22 protein-coding genes are annotated in these 24,637 nt (G+C 65.4%); 12 read left to right on the forward strand and 10 right to left on the reverse strand.

Annotation, left to right across the window (positions count from 1 at the left end; genetic code table 11):
* Positions 1 to 4: 4 nt before the first annotated feature.
* From XH79_RS31115 to XH79_RS31125, 3 genes are read right to left on the reverse strand one after another with little or no spacing between them, the layout of a single operon-like run.
* Positions 5 to 1,015, reverse strand: a complete 1,011-nt coding sequence (locus XH79_RS31115; RefSeq protein ID WP_271584117.1) for an amino acid ABC transporter substrate-binding protein — start codon at positions 1,013 to 1,015, stop codon at positions 5 to 7.
* A gap of 12 nt (positions 1,016 to 1,027) precedes the next feature.
* Positions 1,028 to 2,377 carry an aspartate aminotransferase family protein gene (locus XH79_RS31120; protein ID WP_271584118.1) on the reverse strand — a complete coding sequence of 450 codons (1,350 nt, stop codon included), beginning with the start codon at positions 2,375 to 2,377 and terminating at the stop codon, positions 1,028 to 1,030.
* A gap of 3 nt (positions 2,378 to 2,380) precedes the next feature.
* Positions 2,381 to 3,253 (reverse strand): MurR/RpiR family transcriptional regulator, encoded by an 873-nt coding sequence (locus XH79_RS31125; RefSeq protein WP_271584119.1) that lies wholly within the window; start codon positions 3,251 to 3,253, stop codon positions 2,381 to 2,383.
* 87 nt (positions 3,254 to 3,340) lie between these two features.
* Between XH79_RS31125 and XH79_RS31130 the strand changes: the two genes are divergently transcribed.
* The 5 genes from XH79_RS31130 to XH79_RS31150 all read left to right on the forward strand — a co-directional run bounded on the left by XH79_RS31130 (position 3,341) and on the right by XH79_RS31150 (position 10,099).
* Positions 3,341 to 4,525, forward strand: a complete 1,185-nt coding sequence (locus XH79_RS31130) for an amino acid ABC transporter permease (protein ID WP_271584120.1) — start codon at positions 3,341 to 3,343, stop codon at positions 4,523 to 4,525.
* Between the two features lie 2 nt (positions 4,526 to 4,527).
* The gene (locus tag XH79_RS31135) at positions 4,528 to 5,637 is read left to right on the forward strand and encodes an amino acid ABC transporter permease (RefSeq protein ID WP_271584121.1); all 1,110 of its coding nucleotides are present in this window, start codon (positions 4,528 to 4,530) and stop codon (positions 5,635 to 5,637) included.
* A 101-nt stretch (positions 5,638 to 5,738) separates the two neighbouring features.
* A complete protein-coding gene (locus tag XH79_RS31140) occupies positions 5,739 to 7,175 on the forward strand; it encodes an extracellular catalytic domain type 2 short-chain-length polyhydroxyalkanoate depolymerase (protein ID WP_271584122.1) in 1,437 nt (478 codons plus the stop codon).
* A 228-nt stretch (positions 7,176 to 7,403) separates the two neighbouring features.
* Entirely contained in the window at positions 7,404 to 7,850 is a 447-nt protein-coding gene (locus tag XH79_RS31145) for a (2Fe-2S)-binding protein (RefSeq protein WP_271584123.1), read from the forward strand.
* A 14-nt stretch (positions 7,851 to 7,864) separates the two neighbouring features.
* Positions 7,865 to 10,099 carry a xanthine dehydrogenase family protein molybdopterin-binding subunit gene (locus XH79_RS31150; protein ID WP_271584124.1) on the forward strand — a complete coding sequence of 745 codons (2,235 nt, stop codon included), beginning with the start codon at positions 7,865 to 7,867 and terminating at the stop codon, positions 10,097 to 10,099.
* A 25-nt stretch (positions 10,100 to 10,124) separates the two neighbouring features.
* Here XH79_RS31150 and XH79_RS31155 read toward each other — a convergent pair whose 3' ends face one another.
* Both XH79_RS31155 and XH79_RS31160 read right to left on the reverse strand, forming a co-directional pair.
* On the reverse strand, positions 10,125 to 11,543 hold the full coding sequence (locus XH79_RS31155; RefSeq protein ID WP_271584125.1) for an amidase: 1,419 nt from the start codon (positions 11,541 to 11,543) through the stop codon (positions 10,125 to 10,127).
* A 117-nt stretch (positions 11,544 to 11,660) separates the two neighbouring features.
* Positions 11,661 to 12,437 carry an SDR family oxidoreductase gene (locus XH79_RS31160; RefSeq protein WP_271584126.1) on the reverse strand — a complete coding sequence of 259 codons (777 nt, stop codon included), beginning with the start codon at positions 12,435 to 12,437 and terminating at the stop codon, positions 11,661 to 11,663.
* Between the two features lie 157 nt (positions 12,438 to 12,594).
* On the opposite strand from XH79_RS31160, the gene XH79_RS31165 reads away from it, so the two are divergent.
* Complete coding sequence (locus XH79_RS31165; protein WP_271584127.1) at positions 12,595 to 13,668, forward strand: tartrate dehydrogenase; 1,074 nt, start codon at positions 12,595 to 12,597, stop codon at positions 13,666 to 13,668.
* Positions 13,669 to 13,819: 151 nt separating this feature from the next.
* Here XH79_RS31165 and XH79_RS31170 read toward each other — a convergent pair whose 3' ends face one another.
* From XH79_RS31170 to XH79_RS31190, 5 genes are all read right to left on the reverse strand, one after another.
* A complete protein-coding gene (locus XH79_RS31170) occupies positions 13,820 to 14,461 on the reverse strand; it encodes a suppressor of fused domain protein (RefSeq protein WP_212343627.1) in 642 nt (213 codons plus the stop codon).
* A gap of 153 nt (positions 14,462 to 14,614) precedes the next feature.
* Entirely contained in the window at positions 14,615 to 15,688 is a 1,074-nt protein-coding gene (locus XH79_RS31175; RefSeq protein ID WP_271584128.1) for a malate/lactate/ureidoglycolate dehydrogenase, read from the reverse strand.
* A gap of 147 nt (positions 15,689 to 15,835) precedes the next feature.
* On the reverse strand, positions 15,836 to 16,747 hold the full coding sequence (locus XH79_RS31180) for an NAD(P)-dependent oxidoreductase (protein WP_271584129.1): 912 nt from the start codon (positions 16,745 to 16,747) through the stop codon (positions 15,836 to 15,838).
* A 12-nt stretch (positions 16,748 to 16,759) separates the two neighbouring features.
* Positions 16,760 to 18,010, reverse strand: a complete 1,251-nt coding sequence (locus XH79_RS31185; RefSeq protein WP_271584130.1) for a Zn-dependent hydrolase — start codon at positions 18,008 to 18,010, stop codon at positions 16,760 to 16,762.
* Positions 18,011 to 18,132: 122 nt separating this feature from the next.
* Entirely contained in the window at positions 18,133 to 19,050 is a 918-nt protein-coding gene (locus XH79_RS31190) for a LysR family transcriptional regulator (RefSeq protein WP_212343631.1), read from the reverse strand.
* A gap of 119 nt (positions 19,051 to 19,169) precedes the next feature.
* Between XH79_RS31190 and XH79_RS31195 the strand changes: the two genes are divergently transcribed.
* From XH79_RS31195 to XH79_RS31220, 6 genes are all read left to right on the forward strand, one after another.
* Positions 19,170 to 19,985: a putative hydro-lyase gene (locus XH79_RS31195; protein WP_271584131.1), complete on the forward strand. Its 816-nt coding sequence runs from the start codon at positions 19,170 to 19,172 to the stop codon at positions 19,983 to 19,985.
* Positions 19,986 to 20,077: 92 nt separating this feature from the next.
* Complete coding sequence (locus XH79_RS31200; protein ID WP_271584132.1) at positions 20,078 to 21,322, forward strand: ABC transporter substrate-binding protein; 1,245 nt, start codon at positions 20,078 to 20,080, stop codon at positions 21,320 to 21,322.
* A 30-nt stretch (positions 21,323 to 21,352) separates the two neighbouring features.
* Positions 21,353 to 22,231: a branched-chain amino acid ABC transporter permease gene (locus XH79_RS31205; RefSeq protein WP_018648089.1), complete on the forward strand. Its 879-nt coding sequence runs from the start codon at positions 21,353 to 21,355 to the stop codon at positions 22,229 to 22,231.
* Positions 22,231 to 23,211, forward strand: a complete 981-nt coding sequence (locus XH79_RS31210; RefSeq protein WP_271584133.1) for a branched-chain amino acid ABC transporter permease — start codon at positions 22,231 to 22,233, stop codon at positions 23,209 to 23,211. The genes XH79_RS31205 and XH79_RS31210 overlap by 1 nt, the downstream gene beginning before the upstream one ends.
* Positions 23,208 to 23,939 carry an ABC transporter ATP-binding protein gene (locus XH79_RS31215; RefSeq protein WP_212343635.1) on the forward strand — a complete coding sequence of 244 codons (732 nt, stop codon included), beginning with the start codon at positions 23,208 to 23,210 and terminating at the stop codon, positions 23,937 to 23,939. The genes XH79_RS31210 and XH79_RS31215 overlap by 4 nt, the downstream gene beginning before the upstream one ends.
* Positions 23,923 to 24,627, forward strand: coding sequence for an ABC transporter ATP-binding protein (locus XH79_RS31220; protein ID WP_271584134.1), 705 nt, complete (start codon positions 23,923 to 23,925; stop codon positions 24,625 to 24,627). The genes XH79_RS31215 and XH79_RS31220 overlap by 17 nt, the downstream gene beginning before the upstream one ends.
* The last annotated feature ends 10 nt before the right edge of the window (positions 24,628 to 24,637 follow it).

Here is a 24,637-nt window from a genome sequence, read left to right on the forward strand (position 1 = left end):
TTCCTTACTTGAACGGCACCGCGTACATCAAGCCGCCCTCGCTCCAGAGGCCGTTGAGGCCGCGGTCGAGCTTGAGGGGGCTCGCCTTGCCGACATTGCGCTCGTAGATCTCGCCGTAATTGCCGGTGGCCTTGATCGCGGTGACCAGCCATTTGTTGTCCAGCCCGAGCCGCGAGCCGAGGTCGCCGGAGGCGCCCAGCAGGCGCTGGATCGCCGGCGTCTGCGACTTCGTCATCTCATCGACATTGGCCTGGGTGACGCCGAGCTCTTCGGCCTCGATCAGGCCGTAATGCAGCCAGGTGATGATGTCGCTCCAGACCTCGTCACCGTTGCGGGTGAAGGGACCGAGCGGCTCCTTGCTAATGGTCTGCGGCAGCACGACGTAGTCGGCCGGGTTCGGCGCCGCGGTGGTCACCGCGCCGGCGAGTGCGGAAGCGTCCTGGGTCATGGCATCGCAGCGCCCGCCGAAGAAGGTCTGGTACATGGTGTCGACGCGGTCGAACACCAGCGGCTTCCAGTCGATGCCGTTGGCGCGGCCGTAATCGCCGAGCGTGACCTCGTGCGTGGTGCCCTGCGCGACGCAGACGGTCGCACCCTTGAGGTCCTTCAGCTCCTTCACGCCGAGGTCCTTCTTCACGACGAAGCCCTGGCCGTCGTAGAAGTTGATCGGGCCCTGGCGCAGGCCCAGCGTGACGCCGCGCAGATACGTTTGCGTCGAGTTGCGGTAGAGTACGTCGATCTCGCCCGATTGCAGGGCGGTGAAGCGGTTCTGTGCGGTCAGCGAGACGTAACGCACCTTGTTGGGATCACCGAGAATGCCGGCCGCAAGCGCGCGGCAATAGTCGACGTCGAGACCCTTGTAGTTGCCTTGCGAGTCCGGTGCCGAGAAGCCGGCGAAGCCTGCGCTGACGCCGCACACCAGCGTGCCGCGGCTCTTCACCGTATCCAGCGTCGCCGCCGATGCGATCACCGTCGATGCTGCGAGCACGCTCGCTGCGATAACCACTTTCCTCATACTACTCTCCCCTCAGTGATTGACACTACGCAACACGTTGTCGACGGCCGTGCCGAGCTTGTCGACGATCTGATCGATCTCATCTGCCGAAGCGATATAGGGCGGCGCGAGCAGCACGTGGTCGCCGCGCACGCCGTCCACGGTGCCGCCGCCGGGATAGCAGCCGAGCCCGTTGGCGAAGGCTTCGGCCTTGATCTTCTGGTGCAGCTTGAGCGCCGGATCGAACGAGGCGCGCGTCGCGCGGTCGGCGACCAGCTCGATCGCCCAGAACAGGCCGCGGCCCCTGATGTCGCCGACATGACGGTGATTGCCGAAGCGCTCGGTCAGCCGCTGCTCGAGCTGCTTGCCGCGCTCCTTGACGCGGTCGAGCAACTGGTCGTCACGGATCACATCCTGAACCGCGAGCGCGGCTGCGCAGGCGAGGGGGTGAGCCAGATAGGTATGGCCATGCTGGAATGCGCCGGAGCCTGAGCGGATGGTGTCGATGATCTTGCCGCTCGCGAGCATCGCGCCGATCGGCTGGTAGCCGCCGCCGAGCCCCTTTGCGATCGCCTGGATATCAGGGGCGACGCCTTCCTGCTCCCAGGCGTGCGTCGTGCCGGTGCGGCCCATGCCGCTCATGACCTCGTCGAGGATCAGCAGCGCGCCGTGCCGGTCGCAGATCTCGCGCACGGCCTTGAAGTAGCCGTCGGGCGCCGTCACGGCACCGGCGGTGGCGCCGACGACGGGCTCGGCGAGGAATGCCGCCACGGTATCGGGACCAAGCCGCTGGAACTCGGCTTCAAGCTCGGCCGCGAGCCGGGCCACGAACTGCGCGTCGGATTCCTCCTCGCGCTTCTCGTGATAGGCAAAGGCCGGCGTGACGTGGCTGAAGGCTGCGGAGAGCAGCGGCGCATAGGGCGCGCGGCGCCAGGCATTGCCGCCGGCGGCGAGCGCGCCGAGCGTGTTGCCGTGATAGCTCTGCCGCCGTGCGATGAAATGCTGCCGCTGCGGCTCGCCGCGCTCGATGAAATATTGCCGCGCCAACTTGATGCTGGCTTCGATCGCCTCCGATCCGCCGCTGACGAAATAGGCGTAGGCGAGGCCGCCGGGCTCATGCCCGACCAGCCTCTCGGCCAGCGCCTCGGCCGGCTCGGAGGAGAAGAAGGCGGTGTGGGCATAGGCCAGCGTCGAGGCCTGTTTCGCCATCGCTGCGATCACGCGCGGATGCTGGTGGCCGAGGCAGGAGACGGCCGCGCCGCCGGAGGCGTCGATGATGCGGCGCCCGTCCTCGGCAAACAGATAGACGCCTTCGCCGCCGATCGCCTTGGGCGGGGTTTCGCGTAGCGAACGATGCAGCACGCGGCTGGTGCGGGTGCTCATGGATCAACCTTTCTCCGAGACGTAAGTCGAGGTCGCGGCAAGCCGCGCCTCGGTATTTTCCAAACGCTTCTTCGCAGCGACGCCGCCGAGCGAGAACGTGACCGCCGCGAGCGACTGCGCGATCGCGATCGCGCCGGTGAGACTGGGGAAAAAGCCGGGCGAGGAGGCTGCTTCGAACAGCAGCACGTGGTCGGCGCCCTCGGCCATCGGCGCCGAGAGGCTGTCCGCAATAGCGATCAGCGTTGCGCCGCTGCGATGAGCGGCCTGCGCGACGCGGACGCTCGCATGCGTGTAAGGCAGGAAGCCGACGACGATGACGGCTTCGCCGGGACGGAACGCGCCGAGATCGAGATCGTCAGGACCAGATGCGCCGACGAGTTGCACCTGCTCGGGGCGGAAGAGTCGCAGCTCGTAGTTCAATAGCTCTGCCACGCTGCGGCAGCTGCGATAGCCTGCGATCCAGATCCGCTTGGCGTCGTGCAGCGCGCGCGCCGCTTCCGCAATGGGATGTGCCGGAATGCGCGGAAGGCCGGCGGCCTCGGCTTCGAGCTTGTCGATGACGAGCGCGACGTCGGCGTTGGGACCATGACGCCGGCTCTTCGCCCTGCCGGAGAAGGGCGAGGTCTGTGAGGGACGCCTGGCTTCGGTCAGCGCCGCGCGCAGCTCGTCCCAGCCGGAATAGCCAATCGCCTTGGCGAGCCGGGTGAAAGCAGCGGGGTCGGCGCCGGCCTCCGCCGCGAGGTCGCGCATCGAACGGGTGGTGGCGTCGTAATCATTGGCGGCGACGAAGCGGCCGACCTCCTGCAGGCGCAGGGGGAGCGATGGCAATGCGATGCGCAGTTCGCTCAGGGGCGAGGATTTCGCGGGCTCGGCCATGAAACATTTGTTGCATGAAATGGAGTTTGGTGCAACAGTTGACGTGCGCCGCCGGAAATCGTTGCATTTGAGAAGGATTTTTGTGCTGTGACCGCCGATCATCCCAGACCGCCGCCGCGCCGCCGCTTCCTTGCGCTCGGGCGCAACGAATTGAAGGGCCTGTTCTGGCAGGTCCTGGTGGTCGGGATCGCCGTCGGTGTTGTCGCCTTCCTCTGGTCCAACACCGTCACCAATCTGTCGGCCCGCCGCATCACCACTGGCTTCGCCTTCCTCGGCCGTGAGGCCGGGATGCCCATTGCCGACAGCCTGCTCGCCTACAATCCGAGGGACACCTACCTCTGGGCCTTCGTCGTCGGCATCGCCAACACCCTGCGGGTCGCGGTGATCGGCATCGTGCTCGCGACCATCCTCGGCACGCTGGTCGGCATCTCCAGGCTGTCGGCCAACTGGCTGCTGTCGCGGCTTGCCGCCGTCTATGTTGAAACGCTCCGCGACATCCCGCTGCTGCTCCAGCTGCTGTTCTGGTACGTGCTGATGCAGGCGCTGCCGGCCGCGCGCGCGGCGTGGCGACCGGTCGAGGGCGTATTCCTCTCCAATCGCGGCCTGATCCTGCCGGCGATCCCGTTCGGGCCGCCACAGCTCTGGGTGCTCGGCACGGCGGTGCTGGGTCTGGCCGTGTTCTATGTCATCCGGCGATGGCTGATCGCCCAACAGATGCGCGACGGCAGGCCGCGGCCGGCCTGGCCGTTTGCGCTCGGCCTCATCGTCGCGGTGCCGGCGGCCGTCTCGCTGGTGCTCGGTGTCTCCTGGACGATCGAATGGCCGCAGCTGCGCGGCTTCAACTTCGTCGGCGGGCTGACGCTCGCGCCGGAATATTTCGCGCTGCTGATCGCGCTAGTGACCTACACGTCGGCCTTCATCGCCGAGATCGTGCGCAGCGGCATCCAGTCGGTGCCGCGCGGCCAGTGGGACGCCGCCAATGCGCTCGGCCTGCGCCGCAGCTTCATGCTGCGGCAGATCATCCTGCCGCAGGCACTCCGCGTGATCGTGCCGCCGATGACGAGCCAGTATCTCAATCTCACCAAGAACTCCTCTCTCGCGGTCGCGATCGGCTATCAGGACGTGGTCTCGATCGCCAACACCACGCTGAACCAGACCGGGCAGGCGATCGAGGCGATCGCGCTGATCATGGCGGTGTTCCTGACCATCAGCCTTTCCATCAGCTTCTTCATGAACTGGTACAACGCGCGTATCGCGCTGGTGGAGCGCTGAGCATGACCGCGATCACCGATATTCCGGAAGCACCGCGCGCCGCCCGCCGTCCGCAGATGGGAAATCCGGTGCTGCGCTGGCTCCGCACCAATCTGTTCTCCTCGATCCCGAACGGGATTCTCACGGTCGTGCTGCTGGCATTGCTCGCCAAGGGCATTTTCAGCTTCGTGCAATGGGGCATCGCGAATGCGGTCTGGCTCACGCCCACGAACGATTCCAGTGCCTGCAAGGCGGCGCGCGGCCTCGGCGCCTGCTGGGCGATCATCCCCGAAAAGTACCGCTTCATCCTGTTCGGCACCTATCCGTTCGACGAGCAGTGGCGGCCGGCGCTGTCGGTCATACTGTTCGTCGCGCTGTACTACCTCTCGACCCGTCGCGCCCTCTGGCGGCGCGAACTCGTCTATCTCTGGATCGGTGCGCTGGCGCTGATCAGCGTGCTGATGTGGGGCGGCGTGTTCGGGCTGTCCTTCGTCTCGCAGGACCGTTGGGGCGGACTGCCGGTGACGCTGATCCTGGCGACATTTGGATTGGCGTTCGGTTTCCCGCTCGGCATCCTCGTGGCGCTCGGCCGGCGCTCGAAGCTGCCGGCGATCCGCTCGCTCAGCGTGCTCTACGTCGAGCTGATCCGCGGCGTGCCGCTGGTGAGCCTGCTGTTCATGGCAAGCGTGATGTTTCCGCTGTTCATGCCCGCCGGCTTCAACATCGACAAGCTGCTGCGCGCGCAGATCGCGATCATCCTGTTCGCCGGCGCCTACCTCGCCGAAGTGATCCGCGGCGGTCTCCAGGCCGTGCCGCGCGGGCAATATGAAGCCGCCGACGCGCTGGGGCTGTCCTACTGGCGCAAGCATCGGCTGATCGTGCTGCCGCAGGCGATCCGCCACGTCATCCCGCCGCTGGTCAACACCTTCATCGCCTTCTTCAAGGATACCAGTCTCGTCCTGATCATCGGCATCTTCGACCTGCTCACCACGGCCAAGACCGCGATCATCGATCCGGCCTGGCAGCAGTTCTCGGTCGAGGTCTACATCTTCGTGGCCGCGATCTATTTCGTCTTTTGCTTCGCGATGTCACGCTACAGCCGGAGCCTGGAGGCGCCGACAGCGCCGAAGTGACGGTGCCTCGTCTGGTGCCGCTTGTTTGCGCTTGCACCGATTGCCGATCTGGAGCTGTAATTACCAGAGGTTGCTCCTGCGGTCGATTTGGCGAGGCAGTCATGCGCGTGGCCGTTTTGCGGCAATTCACCGCCGCCCTGATCTGCGTCCTGATCTTCACAACCACTCTCGGCCTGTCGTCGCGTGCCGCCGAGGGGTTACGGGGCTATCGCGCGCCGATCGGTGAGAGTTCGATTTCAGGAATTTCGTCGGGCGCGTTCATGGCCGTTCAGTTCGGCACGGCGTGGTCGTCGGTGATCAAGGGCGTCGGCGTGGTCGCAGGCGGCCCTTACTGGTGTGCGAAGGCGGACGCGCTCGATGCTGTCACCTGGTACTGGGGGCCGATCTGGCGGGCCACGGGTCAATGCATGAAAGGGCCGGCGTCGGATCTGGATCCGAAGGATTTTACGGCCAAGGCCGACGCGAAGGCGGCAGCGGGCGAGATCGACCCGCTCAGCAATGTCGGCAGGCAGAAAATCTATCTCTTTCACGGCTACAATGACGCGGTCGTCGACAAGGCCGCGACCGATGCGGCCGCCGATTTCTATCGCCATTATCTGGGGGATGCCAATCGCGGCAACTTGTTCTATCAGGCCACGCTCGGCGCGGGCCACTCGTTCGTCGTGACGAAACAGGGCGCACCCGGGCTCAACGACTGCAAGGCCAATGCGGAGCCCTATATCGACCAATGCGGCTATGACCAGGCCGGCGTCATCCTGCAGCATATTTACGGCCACCTGAATCCGCCCAGTCCCGCGCAGCTTGCAGGCTCGGTGAAGAGCTTTGATCAATCGATCTATACCACGCCGCATCTGCCCGACGCGCTGAGCATGGGCGATACCGGCTATGTGTTCGTACCTCAGGATTGCGAGCAGGGCAGTCCGTGTCGCGTTCACGTCGCGCTCCACGGATGCAAGCAGGACGTCGCCGATATCGGACGCAAATTCGTGGATGAGGCCGGCTACAATGCGTGGGCGGATACGAACCACCTGATCATTCTCTATCCGCAGACCAAGACCAGCTCATACTGGCCGAGCAATCCGCAGGCCTGTTGGGATTGGTGGAGCTACGTCGATCATCAGGATAGCTACGTGACGAAGTCCGGATCGCAAATCAAGGCGATCAAGGCCATGCTGGATGCGCTCACGGCCGGGGCCGCAGCGCCCGCCGGCGCGACCGCGCCATCGCTATCGGCACCGCAGTCGCTCACGGTGATCGATACGTCGGATCGCGGCGCTGACCTGGCCTGGTCTCCAGTGGATGGCGTAACAACCTACCGGGTTTCGCGTGCGGGGCCAGATGGCGCGTTCCAGGCGATTGGCGACGTGACAGGAGCGAGCTTTGGGGATTCCGGCCTGACGCCGCAAACAACATATCGCTGGCGTGTCTCGGTCATTCTGAACGGAGCGGCGGGCCCCAGCTCCGACGATGCGACCGGCACCACGCGATCGACGCCTCCTCGCTGCGATACTCCCGGCTCCTGCCCGATCGCCAAATAGCGAACCGAGTAACCGTCCCGCGTGCCGCGCGATGGCCAGCAGGGTGCGACGGGAGGTCGTGCCGCGCTCGCCGGCGATTTATCAATACGGCTCATAAGTCCATGCGAAATTGAGCCGGTTATCCCAGGGAGCCGCCCGCGTTAAGTGTCGTCTCTTGTCAGACGGTGTGTCTGGCATTCCCAGCGCGACCGGAGGGTCGCGGGGCGGCAATCCGAGGAGCGGCTTTCCATGGACGTCATCATCAACGGCAAGACTCATCAGGTCCAGACGGAGGACGATACGCCTTTGCTCTGGGTGATCCGCGACGAGCTCGGGATGACGGGCACCAAATATGGCTGCGGCATCGCCCAATGCGGCGCCTGCACCGTGCTGATCGACGGCCAGGCGACGCGATCCTGCATCACGCCGGTCGGCAGCGTCGCCGGCCAGGCCATCACCACCATCGAGGCCGTCACGGACGACGCCATCGGCCGTCGCGTCGTCGACGCCTGGGTGGCGAACCAGGTGCCGCAATGCGGCTATTGCCAGTCCGGTCAGGTCTTGGCCGCGACGGCGCTGCTGAAGCAGACCCCGAAGCCCAGCGAGCAGGACATCGCGGCGGCGATGGTCAATCTCTGCCGCTGCGGCACTTACAACGCGATCGCTGCGGCGGTGCGCCAGGTTGCCCAGGGCTGAGGGAGCGCACGATCATGAACAGCATGAGCCATGAATTCGCTCCGGCCGGCGAGCTGCCGGAAGAGAAGCCCGTCAACCTGTCGCGCCGCGGCTTCCTGGGCGCTTCGCTCGGCGCGCTGGTGCTCGGCGTCGCATTGCCCGCCGCTGGAAGGGCGCAGGGTGCAGCGGCGGCGGCAAAGTCGGCGCCGCGCGTCTCCGCTTTCCTCGAAATCCGCACGGACAGCACCGTGCTCTTGCGAAGCCCCTTCGTCGAGGGCGGGCAGGGCGTCGCCACCGCGATGGCGCAGATCGTCGGCGAAGAGCTTGATGCTGACCCGGCAAGTTTCACGGTGGAATGCGCGCCGCCCGGCGCCGACTACCAGGTGGTTGGCGGCCGCCGTTTCACCGGCGGCAGCTTTTCGGTGCGGTCGAGCTACGAGATCATGCGCCGCGTCGGCGCATCGGCGCGGCAGATGCTGCTCCAGGCCGCGGCCTCCCGCCTGAAGGTGCCAATGGCTAGTCTCACGACCGAGCCCGGCCGCGTGCGCCACGCTGCCACGGGCCGCACGCTCGACTATGGTGCGCTCGCCGCGGACGCCGCCGCGCTACCGGTGCCCGAGAATGTCACGCTGCGTGCGGACAAGGATTTCCGCTGGATCGGCAAGCCGGTGGCGCGTCTCGACGCGCGCGACAAGTCCACCGGCAAGGCTGCCTATGCCATCGACATGCAGGTCGACGGCATGCTGCGTGCCGCCGTTCAGCACGCGCCGCGCCTTGATCTCGAGCCCGGCGCCTTCGCCAACGAGGCGGAGGTGAAGGCGATGCCGGGCGTGCATTCGATCCATCGCCTTCCTGGCGCCGTCGCTGTCGTCGCCGACCGCTGGTGGCATGCGCGGCGCGCGGTGGAAACGTTGCAGGTGACGTGGACCGACGCGGCGCCGGGGGCGCGCCGCGCGATGCCGTCGGACTTCTCGTCGGAGGGCCGCAAAGCGCAGCTCGCGGCCACGCCGGGACCGGGGATTGCCGCGGAGACGGTTGGCGATGCTGGCGCCACGCTGAAAGGCGCGGCGAAAATCGTCACCGCGACCTATGATGCGCCCTATCTGGCGCACGGCCAGCTCGAGCCGCCTTCGGCGCTGGCGCGCTGGAACGAGGACGGCACGCTCGATCTCTGGGTGCCCAACCAGGCCCCGGAAATGTTCCAGGTGCTCGCAGCCAAGGCAGCCGGTATTCCGCCGGAGAAGGTCAGGATCCACTCGCCGATGCTCGGCGGCTTCTTCGGCCGCCACTTCATCTACGAGACCGCCAATCCGTTCCCGCAGGCGATCCAGCTGTCGAAGGCGGTCGGTCGGCCGGTCAAGCTGATCTGGAGCCGCGAGGAAGAGTTTTTGCGCGATGCGCTGCGGCCGATGGGCTTTGTGCGTTTCCGCGCCGGCCTCGATGCGAAGGGGTTGCCGGTGGCGCTGGAAGCGGAGGCCGTCGGCGAGGGACCGCGTGATCGCTGGTTCGGCCGCAAGCCGGATGCGGCTGACGGCTCGGCGGTCGAAGGCATCGCCGGCAAGCCATATGCCATCAACAATCGCCGCGTTGCGCATGTCCTCGTCGATGACCCCGCGATCATCGGCTTCTGGCGTTCGGTCGGCCACTCCATGAACGACTTCTTCTACGAGACGTTCTTCGACGAGGTCGCCGACGCCGGCCAGCAGGATCCGTTCGATCTGCGGCTGCGTCTGCTCGCGGACAAGCCGCGCCACAAGACGCTGCTGCAGGCGGTCGGCGATCTCTCCGGCGGCTGGAAGCGCGGTCCCTTCACTGCGCCCGACGGCAGCAAGCGCGCACGCGGCGTCGCGATGGCGTCGCCGTTCGGCAGCGAGGTCGCGACGATCGCGGAAGTGTCGCTCAGGGGAGGCGCGGTTAACGTGCACGACGTCTGGGTGGCGATCGACCCGGGCCGCATCGTCAACCCCGGCATCATCGAAGCGCAGGTCAATTCGGCGGTTGCGCTCGGCCTGTCTTCGGCGCTGCTGGAGGAAGTCGTCTATGCCAAGGGCGTGCCGCAGGCGCGCAACTTCGACGGCTATCCGATCCTGCCGCCGGACCGCATGCCGCGTGTCCACGTCCGCATCGTCGAAAGCGGCGCGCCGATGGGCGGCATCGGCGAGCCGGGGCTGCCCGGCGTGCCGCCGGCCGTGGCCAATGCGGTTGCCGCATTGACGGGCCAGCGTGTCCGCAGCCTGCCGCTGTCGAAGATGAAGTTCGGGGCGACCTGAGGCGCGGGTTACCGCGCCTTTCGCCTTAGACCTTCACCTTCGGATCGATCGGCGTCGTCCCGCGCAGGCCGAGAATGTCTTCCAGCACCTTCGCGCCGGCGAGCACTTGCGCGTCGGCGCGCGGGGCGCCGACGACCTGCACGCCGACCGGCAGGCCCGACGCCGTGAAGCCGCACGGCAGCGACAGCGAGGGGCAGCAGGCAAGCGTGATGGCGTAGACGATGCCGAGCCATTCGATGTAGTTCTCGAACCTCTTGCCGTCGCATTCGGCGACGTAGCGGTGTTCGATCGGGAAGGGCGGCACGATCGTCGTCGGTGTCAGCAACAGATCATAGGTCTTGAAGAACTCGACCGCGCGGGCGGTCATGCCGACGCGCTGTGCCTCGGCGCGCGCGAGCTGCTCGACGGTGAGCTTGAGGCCTTCCTCGATGTTCCATATCACCTCGGGCTTGAGCAGGTCGCGCTTGGTACGCAGCAGATTGGCCTTGGTGATCGCGAAATCGAAGGCGCGCAGCACGTGGAAGCATTCATGCGCCTCGCGCCAGTCCGGATGCGCCTCCTCGACGATGGCGCCGGCTTCCGCGAAACGTTCCGCCGCCTTCCGCGTGATCGCCTTCACTTCGGGATCGACCGGGGTGATGCCGAGATCGGGCGAGTAGGCGATGCGCTTCGGCTTCTTGCCCGCCTGGGCCGCCGACAGGAACGAGGTTGCGGGGGCCGGCAGCGACAGCGGATCGTCCGCATAGTCACCGCTCATGGCATCCAGCAGCAGCGCGAGATCCTCGACGTTGCGCGCCATCGGGCCGACGACGCCGAGATTGCGATCGATACCCGATTTGGGTGTATGCGCGACGCGGCCGATGCTCGGCCGCATGCCGACGATGCCGCAGAATGCCGCCGGGCTGCGCAAAGATCCGCCCATGTCGGAGCCCTGCGCGAGCCAGGCCATGCCGGTCGCAAGTGCCACCGCCGCGCCGCCGGACGAGCCCGCTGCCGATTTCGTCGTGTCCCAGGGATTGAGCGTTGCACCGAACACCTCGTTGAAGGTGTTGGCACCGGCGCCGAATTCCGGCGTGTTGGATTTGGCGTAGACCACCGCGCCGTTGGCTTCGAGGTTCTCGACCATGAGGTCGGACTTCGCGGGAATGTTGTCCCTGAAGATCGGCGAGCCCTGCGTGTTCAGCACGCCCGCGACGTCGGTCAGGTCCTTGATCGGCACCGGCAGGCCCGCGAGCAGTCCGCGCGCACCGGCCGGCTTCTGCATCATCGCTTTCGCATTGGTCCGCGCGCGATCGAAGCACAGTATCGGCAGCGCGTTCACCTTGCCGTCGACCTCACCAACGCGCTTCTCCAGCACGTCCAGGAGCTCGAGCGGTGACACGTCGCCGGAGCGCAGCTTGTCGACGACGGTGCAGGCGGTTTCGCGGATCAGGTCTTGAGACAATTATTTTACTCCTGTGCTTATTCATTCGTCATTGCGAGCGTAGCGAAGCAATCCAGACTGCTACCCGCGGATACATTCCTGGGTTGGTTCGCTGCGCTCGCAATGACGAGGATAGAGTTAACCCCAGCCCGCGCTGATGCCGCCGTCGACTGTGTAGATCACGCCCGAGGTATAGCCGGCGCGATCCGACGCCAGGAACGCCATGAGATCGCCGATCTCGCGCGCATGTGCGGGGCGGCCGAGCGGCAGGCTCTTCTGGAATTCCTTGTAGCGGCTCTCGTCGCCGAACTGGTGCTTCGCGCGCGTCTTGAGCAGGGTGACGTGGCGGTCGGTGCCGACCGGTCCGGGATTGATGCCGACGACGCGGATGTTGTCGGCAAGGCTCTTGCCGCCGAGCGCGCGGGTGAAGGCCATCAGCGCGGCATTGCCGGCGCTGCCGCAGATGTAGTTGGCGTCGAACTTCTCGCCGGCGGCGCCGATGTCGTTGACGATGACGCCGCCGCCTTTCGCCTTCATCTGGGCGTAGATGTACCGCGTGAGGTTGATATAGCCGAACACCTTCAATTCCCAGGCGTGCCGCCAGGCCGCCTCGTCGATCTTGTCGATCGAGCCGCCGGGGATGTCGCCGGCGTTGTTGACGAGGATGTCGATGTCGGCCGCTTCCTTCGCCAGCCGTGCCACATCCTCTTCCTTGCGCAAGTCGACAATGCTCGTCGTGGCGTCGATCTGGTGCGCGGCGCGCAAGCGGTCGGCCAACGCCTTGAGCTGGTCGCCGCTGCGGGCGGCGAGCAGGAGATGCGCGCCTTCCTCGGCAAATGCCTCGGCGGCGGCCGCGCCGATGCCCTTGGACGCGCCGGTGATCAGGACGCGCTTGCCGCGCAGATGCAGATCCATGGGGAGTACTCGCAGGATGGGAACAGGATGAAATCAGTAGGCGTCCGGCTGCGCCATGGTCAACATTGCAGTGCAGCGTTGCACTGCCGCCGACTTTGGTCCATTGCAGTGCGGTCAAAAAAGACGGCGGCTGCCGGACCAACCAAGGACGTTCTCGATGAGCAAGAAACAATACCGGATCGCGGTCATTCCCGGCGACGGCATCGGCAAGGAAGTGATGCCGGAAGGCCTGCGCGTCCTGGAGGCAGCCGCGAAGAAGCATGGCGTCTCCGTGCAGTTCGACCATTTCGACTTCTCGTCCTACGACTATTACGAGAAGCACGGCCAGATGATGCCCGACGACTGGAAGGAGAAGATCGGCAAGCACGACGCGATCTATTTTGGCGCGGTCGGCTGGCCGGCCAAGATTCCGGATCACGTCTCGCTGTGGGGCTCGCTGATCAAGTTCCGCCGCGAGTTCGACCAGTACGTGAATTTGCGTCCGGTGCGGCTGATGCCCGGCGTGCCGTCGCCGCTGGCGGGTCGCAAGCCCGGCGACATCGATTTCTGGGTGGTGCGCGAGAACACCGAAGGCGAATATTCCTCGGTCGGCGGCCGCATGTTCCCGGATACCAACCGCGAGTTCGTCACCCAGCAGACGGTGATGACCCGCACCGGCGTCGACCGCATCCTGAAATTCGCCTTCGAGCTCGCCCAGTCGCGGCCGAAGAAGCACCTGACCTCGGCGACCAAGTCCAATGGCATCTCCATCACCATGCCCTATTGGGACGAGCGCGTGGAGGCGATGGCCAAGAAGTTCCCGGGTGTGAAGTGGGACAAGTACCACATCGACATCCTGACGGCGAACTTCGTGCTGCATCCGGACTGGTTCGACGTTGTGGTCGGCTCGAACCTGTTCGGTGACATCCTCTCCGATCTTGGCCCTGCCTGCACCGGCACCATCGGCATCGCGCCGTCAGGCAACATCAATCCCGAGGGCGATTTCCCCTCGGTGTTCGAGCCGGTGCACGGCTCGGCGCCTGACATCGCAGGTCAGGGCATCGCCAACCCGATCGGCATGATCTGGTCGGGTGCGATGATGTTCGAGCATCTCGGCGAGAAGGAAGCCGGTAAGTCGATCGTCGAGGCGATCGAGCGCACGCTCGCCGAACGCACGCTCCGCACCAAGGACCTCGGCGGCAACGCCGACACCACCGCCTGCGGCAAGGCGGTCGCGGATATGGTGGACTGAGGCGAATTACGAAGGGTGGGTTGGCCCTGCGGCCACGCCAAGCGTGTTCCGCTGGGCGTAACCCACCACTGTTCGTATCCGGAGGCAGAAGAGGTGGGTTACGCCGAGCAGATGCGCTTTGCGCATCCGCTCAGCTAACCCACCCTACGCCTCAAACATACGACTTCCGCGCCGGATCGAAGATCGGCGGATAATCGTTCTCGTCGAGCAGGTCGAGAAACGGGTCGAGCCCCCTGGACACGATGAGCCCGAGCTCCTGATGCGAAATCAGGTTCACGGTCAAAATCTCCACGGGATCGCCCGCGATCTCCAGCGCCTCGGCGATCTGCTTGTCGGGGCCGATGATCGGCGTGAGAAACAGGAACGTCTGGAAGTCCGTTCCTGCAACCGGCGGCCACGGCAGCGCGACGCGATGGCCGAAGCCGAACCAGGTCGTGTCGATGAACGGCAGATTGGCCAGCCAGCGCAGGTTGGCGCAAACATCCTCTGTCGGCTCGCGGACATACCACATCAGCTCGGCACGCGGTTTCGCATCCCCGTGCACCCCCGGCATCCGTTGCTCGCTCATGCCGTTGGTCAGAAGCACATAGCCTTCGTCAGATCCCTCCTGGCACACCGGCACGAAATCGCGGCCAAAGGCGTGGATGTCGATGCGGCGCTCCGTGCTGTCGGTGAAGCTATGCTCGGGCTCGCCAAGCTCGCTTTCATAGATGGCGAGCCGATGCCGGTAGAGGTCGGCTGGGCGTGACGGCTCCGCGGAGCCCGACATGAATTTTGCGAGACGGGAGAGCATGTGAACCTCGGAGGCGGTTATGAGCCGGAATATCCGCGTTGTCGCAAGGCAACGCGGGCTGGTTCAAATCCGTCCCGCAGGCGAGCCGATGTTTCGCTGTGGTCCAGCCTCCCTTGCGCAATTGTGCACTCGGCAGGAACTATTCGCTCTCGATCAACCCACGATCTTCTCGATCGCGGCCTGATCCAGCCCAAATTTCTTCCCGGCTTCCAGAATCTCCTGCCAAGTGGTCGGATCGACCGGAATGCCTTCGGCGAGCCGCTTCTTCTTGGTCTCGCGCTCGGGCTCGCCGGCGATCTTGACCTTGTCGACGCCGGGGCCGGGAGGCGAGCCGGTGTGCCAGGCGACGAAGCTCTCGACTTCGCGCGCGAGGTTTTCGCCGGTGCCGAGCTTGCCCGGGTCGATGACGATCGAGAGCATGCCGTTGAGGACGTTGTACTTGCCGTCGGAGGGTCCCTTGACCACCTGTCCGCCGGAGAGCGCCCCGCCGAGGATTTCGCACACCAGCGCGAGCCCCGAACCCTTGTGCTCGCCGAACGGCAGGATGGCGCCGTGCGGCGGGATCACGGTGTAGCGCGGGTTGGTGGTGGGCTTGCCTTCGTTGTCGATGATGGTGCCGGGCTCGAGCTCGACGCCCTTGTTGTGGGCGACGCGGGTCTTGCCCTGCGCGATCCTGCTGGTGGCGAAGTCGAGCACGATGGGGTCCTTGCCCCTGCGCGGGATGCCGACGCAGAACGGGTTGGTGCCGTGGCGGGCATCGCTGCCGCCCCAGGGCGCCACGATCGGGCGCGAGATCACGTTGACGAAGTGGATCGAGACCAGCCCGTGGTCGATGCACTGCTCGGCCCAGTGGCCGATGCGGCCGATATGGTGCGAGTTGGAAAGGCCGACCAGACACACGCCGTTGCGCTTGGCGCGCTCGGCCGCCAGCTCCATCGCTTCATGGCCGATCACCTGGCCGTAGCCGGTGAGGCCGTCGAGGGTGAGCAGCGGACCGGTGTCGAGCACGATCTTGACGCGCGCGTTCACGGCGAGGCCGCCATTGGTGACGCTCTGCACATAGCGCGGGATCATGCCGACGCCGTGCGAGTCGTGTCCCTTGAGGTTGGCTTCGACGAGATTGGTGGATACGAGCTCGGCCTCGCGGTCCGATGAGCCGCCGGCCTTGACGATGGCACGAATGGCGTTGGTGAGCGGCTCTGCCTTGATGGTGCGATAGTCGGCCATTGCTGTTGCTCTTATCTCTTCATGATTTGGTGGGGGCGTAGGGTGGGTTAGCCGAAGGCGTAACCCACCACTTCTGTCTCCGCGGAGACCAAAGAGGTGGGTTACGCCGAGCAGATGCGCTTCGCGCATCTGCAGGGCTAACCCACCCTACGAATTAACGATCCGACGGCAGTGGACCCATGCCGCCTCAATCAGGTTCTCGCTGGCTTCAGGCGTGCGGAAGGCCGAATGCGCCGACAGGGTCACGTTCGGAATCTTCGTCAGCGGATGATCGCCGGGCAGGGGCTCGATGTTGAAGACGTCGAGACCGGCATGGCGGATATGGCCCGACTTCAGTGCGTCGATCATCGCCTGCTCGTCGACGATTGCGGCGCGCGCGGTGTTGACGAAGATGACGCCCGATTTCATTTTCGCGATCCTCTCGCGCGTGATCATGCCTCGCGTTTCGTCGTTGAGAAGGAGATGCAGCGACACCACGTCGCTCCTCGCCAGCAGCGTGTCGAGGTCGGTGAACTCGACGCCGGGATGGCTCTTGGGCGTGCGGTTCCAGGCGATCACCTTCATGCCGCTGCCGGATGCGATGCGCGCGACTTCCGCGGCGATGCCGCCGAAGCCGATCAGGCCCAGCGTCTTGCCGGTGAGCTGCATACCGTCCTCGCGCAGCCAGCTTCCGGCGCGCATCTCGCGGTCCATCATCGCGATGACGCGGGCCGAGGCCCACATCAGCGCGATCGCGGATTCCGCAACGGCGGTGTCGCCATAGCCCTTGATCAGATGCACGGAGATGCCGAGCTCGGCGAGCTCCTCCGGGTTCATGTAGCTGCGCGCCCCGGTGCCGAGAAACACGACGTGCTTCAGGCCGGTGCACTTCTTCGCCACCTCGGTCGGCAGCGCCGTGTGGTCGACGATCGCGATCTCGGCGCCATCAAGGATTTCAGGGTATTGCGCGGGCTTGATATCGGGGTCCCTGTGGATCCGCACCTTGGGATCACCCGGCTTCTCCAGCCCCTCCATGATCATGGCGAGGGTTTCGTTGGCGTCGACGAAAACTCCGCGCATGACTCTCTCCGGTCAGGATGCGACGCCGGCAATCGCCAGCACGGTATGCATCAGCACGTTGGTGCCCGCGGTGCAGTCGGGCTGCGTGGCATCCTCCAGCTCGTTGTGGCTGATGCCGTCCTTGCAGGGCACGAACACCATCGCCGCCGGCATGACGGTGTTGAGGTTGCAGGCGTCGTGGCCGGCGCCGGAGGTGATGCGGCGGGAGGAATAGCCGAGCGTTTTCGCCGCGTTCTCGACCGCCGCGATCAGCTTCGGGTCGAAATGCGTCGGCGGCTTGCGCCAGACCAGGTCGATCTTGACCTCGACCTTGCGTCGCGCGGCGATCTCGGCAATGGCGGCGCGCAGGTCACGGTCGAGCGCATCCATGATGGCGCCGTCCGCGCTGCGGCAGTCCATGGTGAAGGCGATCTCGCCGGGAATGACATTGCGCGAGGGGTTTGCGATCACGGCCTCGCCGATGGTGCCGACTGCGTTCGGCCCGTGCTTCTTCGCAATTGCCTCCATCGCCAGCACGATCTCGGAGAGCGTTGCCAGCGCATCGCGCCGCAGCGGCATCGGGGTCGAGCCCGCATGGCTCTCGAAGCCGGAAATCTTGCCGTCGTACCAGAGCACGCCCTGGCCGGAATCGACCACGCCGATGGTCTTGCCTTCGGCTTCCAGGATCGGCCCCTGCTCGATGTGCAGCTCGACGAAGCAGCCGAGCTTCTGGAAACCGACCGGCTTGTCGCCGCGATAGCCGATGCTGTCGAGCGCCTGGCCGACGGTCGTGCCGTCGATGTCCTTGCGCGAGAGGATGTCGTCGGTGGTGAAATCGCCGACATAGGCGGCGGAGGCCATCATCGCCGGCGCGAAGCGCGAGCCTTCCTCGTTGGTCCAGTTGACGACGCAGATCGGCGCCTCGGTCTCGATGCCGGCGTCGTTCAGCGTGCGGATCACTTCCAGCGCGCCGAGTGTTCCCAGGATGCCGTCATACTTGCCGCCGGTCGGCTGGGTGTCGAGGTGCGAGCCGATGCCGACGGGCAGCTTCGACATGTCGCGGCCCTTGCGCAGGCCGAACTGCGAGCCGAGCGCATCGACATGCACCTCGAGGCCGGCATCCTCGCAGGCCTTGCGGAACCAGTCGCGCACCTGCTTGTCTTCGTTGCTCAGCGTCAGCCGTCGCACGCCGCCCTTGGCCGTCGCGCCGAACTGTGCGGTCTCGTGGATGGAGCCCCAGAGGCGGGCGGAATCGATTTGCAGGTTGGTGGCGGCTCGGCTCATGCGGTCGGTCTCTCAGTTGTCATTCCGGGGCGGCTCGAAGAGCCGAACCCGGAATCTCGAGATTCCGGGTTCGATGCTGTCGCATCGCCCCGGAATGACGTTGAAGGTTGTCCGGCACTTTTTCAATGACGCGCCAGCGCGGGCGCGTCAACCGCGAGGCTGCTCTGCGCAATCTGACATGCAAGCTCGGCGACGCGCTCCACCGCCACGACGTCGGGCGAGGCGAGCCAGCTTGCCGTGAACGTCAGCGGCGCGATCGCGAGCTCGGTGTCGAGCAGTTGCAACCGCCCGTCGGCAAGCTCGTTCTCGACGATGGCGTCGGGGATCACTGCGATGCCGAGCCCCTCGACCGCCATGTGGATGACGGTCGCCAGCGAAGCGGACGCATGCAGCCGGATCGGCGGCAGCTCCGGCCGGTCGAATACCTCGCGCACGACCTCGTAGGGCTTGGTCTTGCGCGGGAAGGTGATGATCGGAAACCGAGCGAGCTCCGCCGGCGTGACCGGGCCCTTGCCGAGCCCGAGCGAAGGGCTTGCGAGGAATCCGATCGGGTAGTCGGCGAGCACGCGGTTGTGCACGCCTGAGGCCGACAGCGGTCCCACCACGAAGGCGAGCTCGATCTCCTGTGCGAGCAGGCGCGCGGTGAGGTTCGGTGTGATGTCGACCTCGATCTCCAGCGACAGGTTTGGATAGAGCTCGTTCACGCTCTTCACGAGGCGCGGCAGCCAGGTGTGCACGATGGTCTCGGCGACGCCGAGCCGCATCACGCCGCGCATCGCCGACCGATCGCCGATCTCTGCCATCATCTGCGCGCGCAAGCCGATCAGCTTCTCCGCGTAGACCATCATCTGCCGGCCGCTCGGGGTCGGCGAGGCGACGCGATGGTCGCGGTTCAAAAGCTTCACGCCCATCTCGCGCTCGAGCTGGGCAATGCGCTGGGAGATCGCCGGCTGGGTCGTATTGAGCCTTTGTGCGGCGCCGCGGAAGCTGCCGAGCTTCACAACCCAAAGGAACGTCTCGATCGACCTGAAGTCCAGCATTGGAAGGATTTTCCCAGTCGATAAATTGGATTTATCGAGATTGATTAGAAACGAAGATTAGACTTTATAGCACGCTTGGTGTTGGCTGTCTTTGTCGAGTTTATAGGCAGGTCGATCACATGACTGTTTTGGTGGCAGCGCAGCAAACTGAAACAACCGACGCCCTTCCGAGCCGTCAAGCGCGGCTCGCTTATCGCGCCGGCGAGGTGGGCTCCACCGCCGGCGTCGCCCCCGGCTTCGTCCAAGGCAATCTGGCGATCCTGCCGGCCGAATATGCCAGCGCCTTCCACCGCTTCTGCCAGCTCAATCCGAAACCGTGCCCGATCATCGGCATGTCCGATGTCGGCAGCCCGCATATCCCGGCGCTGGGTGCCGATCTCGACATCCGCACCGATGTTCCGCGCTACCGCGTCTGGCGCGACGGCGAAGTCGTCGCCGAGCCGACCGACGTGAAGAGCTACTGGCGCGACGATCTCGTGACCTTCGTGCTCGGTTGCTCCTTCTCGTTCGAAGAGGCGCTGCTCGACGAGGGCATGCCGATCCGCCACATCGAGCACGATGTGCGCGTGCCGATGTACCGCACCAACATCGCCTGTGGCGAAGCCGGTCCGTTTGCCGGCCCCATGGTGGTGTCGATGCGTCCGTTCAAGCCGGCCGATGCGATTCGCGCGGTGCAGATCACCTCGCGCTATCCCGCAGTGCATGGTGCGCCCGTGCATCTCGGCCATCCGCACCTGATCGGCATCAAGGACATCGCAAAGCCCGACTATGGCGATCCCGTACCTGTCGCTGACGACGAGATTCCGGTATTCTGGGCCTGCGGCGTGACGCCGCAATCGGTGATCAACGCCGCCAAGGTACCGTTCGCGATCACGCATTCGCCCGGCCTGATGCTGGTGACGGATCTGAAAAACAGGAACATGGCCGTGATTTAGTAGGCAGCGTTTGCTGCTTCTTCAGGCTTTACGCTATCTGCCAATCGTTTCATTCGATACGCGCAAAATTCGGATAACAGGGGACTTTGCCAATGACGATCACTCGCCGCGACGTACTGCTCGGAGCCACCGCCGCTGCTGCGCTGCTGCCGCTAGCTGCGCGCGCGCAAACGTCCGAAGTGGTGATTGGCGCAACCTATCCGCTGTCGGGCTCCGGCGCTCAGGTGGGTGTCGATGCGCAGCGTGCGTTCGAGACCGCGATCGACATCATCAACAACGACCAGGATTTCGAGCTTCCGCTGGCAAAGGGCGTAGGCTTGCCCGGCCTCGGCGGTGCCAAGATCCGTATCGTCTACGCCGACACCCAGGGCGACCCGCAGAAGGGGCGCGCCGAAGCCGAGCGCCTGATTACGCAGGAAAAGGTCTCTGCCATCCTCGGTTCTTACCAAAGCGCGGTGGCAGTCACGATCAGCCAGATCTGCGAACGCTACCAGATTCCGTTCATGTCGGCGGACAACTCCTCCCCGAGCCTGCATCGCCGCGGTCTGAAGTATTACTTCCGCGCCTCGCCGCATGACGAGATGTTCTCGGCCGGGATGTTCGACTTCCTCGATGCGATGAAGAAGAAGGGCGCCAAGGCCCAGACGCTGGCGCTGTTCCACGAAGACACCATCTTCGGCACCGACTCCGCCAACGCCCAGACCAAGCTCGCAACCGAGCGCGGCTACAAGATCGTCGCCGACATCAAGTACCGCGCCAACTCGCCGTCGCTGTCGGCCGAGGTGCAGCAGCTCAAGGCCGCCAATGCCGACGTGCTGATGCCCTCGAGCTACACCACGGACGGCATCCTGCTGGTCAAGACCATGGCCGAACTCGGTTACAAGCCGAACGCGATCGTAGCCCAGGCGGCCGGCTTCTCCGAGAAAGCGCTCTACGATGCGGTCGGCGACAAGCTCGAGGGTGCGATCACCCGCGGCAGCTTCTCGCTCGATCTCGCCGCCAAGCGGCCGATGGTCGGCAAGATCAACGACCTGTTCAAGGCGAAGTCGGGCAAGGACCTCAACGACAACACGTCGCGGCAGTTCATGGCCATGATCATCATGGCGGACGCCATCAACCGCGCCAAATCGACCGACGGCGAGAAGATCCGTGACGCGCTGGCCGCGACCGAGATGTCGGGCGAGCAGACCATCATGCCCTGGAAGCGCGTCAAGTTCGACGAGATGGGCCAGAACAACGATGCCGATCCGGTCCTGCTGCAATATGTCGGAGGCAAGTTCGTCACCGTCTTCCCGTCGCAGGCGGCGGTGGCTGAGCCGATCTGGCCGATGAAGTAAGCGATCAGGTTGCGGTGGGGACGAAGCGACGTGACAGCTGAAACTATTATCCAGAGTCTTGCGAGCGGCCTGCTGATGGGGCTGCTTTACGGACTGATCGCCGTCGGCCTGGCGTTGATTTTTGGCCTGATGGACGTCGTCAACTTCGCCCATGGCGAATTCCTGATGCTGGCGATGTACGTGACATTCTTCCTGTTCACGTTCTTCGCGATCGATCCGCTGCTGTCGGCGCCGCTCGCCGCCGCCGCCCTGTTTGTTCTGGGGGCGGCGGTCTATCTCGTGATCGTGCGGTTTGCGATGCGTGCCAAGGCCAATGTCGGCATGGTGCAGATCTTCGCGACCTTCGGCCTCGCGATCGTGATGCGCGGCCTGGCGCAGCTGTTCTTCACGGCCGACTACCGCAGCGTCCCCAACTCATGGCTCGGCGGCAAGACGGTGTCGGTCGCCGGCATCTTCCTGCCGCAGCCGCAGCTGTTCGGCGCGCTGGTCGCGATCGCCGCGTTCGGTGGGCTCTATCTGTTCATCAACCGCACCGATTTCGGCCGTGCGCTGGAGGCGACCCGCGAGGACCCCGGCGCGGTGGCCCTCGTCGGCATCGACAAGAACCGCGTGTTCGCGCTCGGCTGGGGCCTCGGCGGCGCGCTGGTCGGGCTTGCCGGCGCCATCATGGCGACCTTCTTCTACATTTATCCCGACGTCGGCGCATCCTTCGCACTGATCGCCTATGTCACGGTGGCGCTCGGCGGCTTCGGCAGCGTGTTCGGCGCCTTCGCCGGCGGCATCGTCGTCGGTCTGGTCGAAGCCACCACTGCGTTGATCCTGCCGCCATCGTTGAAGTCGGTCGGCATCTACGCGGTCTATCTGCTCGTCGTGTTCATTCGGCCGCGTGGCCTGTTCGGGTCGATGTGATGGACAAGCAATTCGTCGAGCGGCGCCGCCGCGACCTCATCACCGCCGCCGGTCTCGCCGCCGTCGCCGCGATCGTGCCGCTGTTCGTCAAGGACGTCTACGTCCAGAACATCATGGTGCTGACGCTGATGTATGCGGCGTTGTCGCAGAGCTGGAACATCCTGTCCGGCTATTGCGGGCAGATATCACTCGGACACGCGCTGTATTTCGGGCTCGGTGCCTACACCACCGCGCTGCTGTTCACCAAGTTGGGCGTGCTGCCCTGGTTCGGCATGATCGCCGGCGGGCTGATCTCGGCCGCAATCGCGATGGCGCTGGGCTATCCCTGCTTCCGCCTCGGCGGCCATTACTTTGCGATCGCCACCATCGTGATCGCCGAGATCGGATTGCTGCTGATCCAGAACTGGGATTGGGCGGGCGCGGCCCTCGGTATCGACATTCCCGTGCGCGGCGACAGCTGGCTGAAATTCCAGTTCACGCGCTCGAAACTGCCATACTTCTACTTCGCGCTGGTACTCGCCTGCATCGCCTGGTTCGTCACCTGGTGGCTGGAAGATTCCAAATGGGGCTATTGGTGGCGCGCGGTGAAGGACAATCCGCAGGCGGCCGAGAGCCTCGGCGTCGTCGTGTTCAACTCGAAGATGGGCGCGGCGGCGGTCTCCGCCTTCCTGGTCGCGGTCGGCGGCAGCTTCTATGCGCAGTTCGTTTCCTACATCGATCCTGGAAGCGTCATGGGCTTCCAGTTCTCGCTCTTGATGGCGTTGCCGGCCGTGCTGGGCGGCATCGGCACGCTGTGGGGGCCGTTGCTCGGCGCCGTCATCCTGATCCCGATCACCGAGCTGACGCGGTCCTATATCGGCGGCTCCGGCCGCGGCGTCGACCTCATCGTCTACGGCGCGCTGATCGTCCTGATCGCGCTCGCGCGGCCGGAAGGGCTGGTCGGCCTGTTCTCGCGCCGGCGCAAGGAGGCCACGCGATGACAGCGCTCCTGGAAACCCGCGGCGTCTGGCAGCGCTTCGGCGGCCTGATCGCCAACAGCGACGTCTCGATCTCGGTTGAGCGCGGCGAGATCGTCGGCCTGATCGGCCCGAACGGCGCCGGAAAGTCGACGCTGTTCAACCTGATCGCCGGCGTGTTGCCGCCGACCCAGGGCTCGATCATCTTCGACGGCGAGGACGTCACCAATCTGCCGGCGGCCGCACGCTGCCAGCGCGGCATCGGGCGCACCTTCCAGGTGGTCAAGAGCTTCGAGACCATGACGGTCATCGACAACGTCATCGTCGGCGCTCTCGTGCGCAATACCGTGATGCGCGAGGCCCGCCGCAAGGCGCATGAGGTGCTGGAGTTCACCGGCCTTGCAGCGCGCGCCGACGTGCTCGCGAGCGAACTCGTGCCGGCCGAGAAGCGCCGCCTCGAAGTCGCGCGTGCGCTCGCGACCGAACCGAAACTGTTGCTGCTCGACGAATGCCTCACCGGCCTCACGCCGACCGAGGCACAGACCGGCGTGGCGCTGGTGCGCAAGGTGCGCGAGACCGGCATCACCGTGCTGATGGTCGAGCATGTCATGGAAATCGTGATGCCGCTGGTCGACCGTGCCATCGTGCTCGACCTCGGCAAGGTGCTGGCCGAGGGCAAGCCTGCCGACGTCGTCCGCGATCCCAAGGTGATCAAGGCATATCTGGGAGATCGTCATGCTGTCGGTGCGTGAAGTCACGACCGCCTATCAGGGCCTGGTCGCGATCTCGGCGGTCTCGATCGAGGTCGAGAAGGGCGAGATCGTCTGCGTCGCCGGCGCCAATGGCGCGGGCAAGTCGACACTGCTGAAATCCATCGCCGGCGCCGAGCGTCCGCGCTCGGGCACGGTGACGTTCGACGGCAAGCGCCTCGACGGCATGGCGCAGCATCTCATCACCGCAGCCGGCATCGCCTATGTGCCGGAGAACCGTCGCCTGTTCCCGCGCCTGTCGGTGCGGGACAATCTCCGCCTCGGCAGCTACCTCTACCGCGGTGATGCGAACCGCGAGGGGCCGCTCGACCTAGTCTTCAACCTGTTCCCGCGTCTCCAGGAACGTTTGGAGCAGCGCGCCGAGACGCTCTCCGGTGGTGAGCAGCAGATGCTTGCGATCGGCCGCGCCCTGATGACGCGCCCGCGGCTGCTGATGCTGGACGAGCCCTCGCAGGGCATCATGCCGAAGCTGGTGGACGAAATCTTCCAGGCGGTGAAGCGCATCCGCGACGCCGGCATGACCGTGCTGATCGTCGAGCAGCGCATGTCCGAGTGCCTGGAGATCGCCGACCGCGCCTACATCCTGCAGACCGGCCGCGTGCTGATGCAGGGCTCGGCCTCGGAGATGATGACCAATCCGGACGTGAGGAAGGCGTATCTCGGATTGTAGCCGCTCGCTG

Origin of the sequence: Bradyrhizobium sp. CCBAU 45389 (genome assembly GCF_028128625.1) — a bacterium.
Classification (GTDB): domain Bacteria; phylum Pseudomonadota; class Alphaproteobacteria; order Rhizobiales; family Xanthobacteraceae; genus Bradyrhizobium; species Bradyrhizobium liaoningense_B.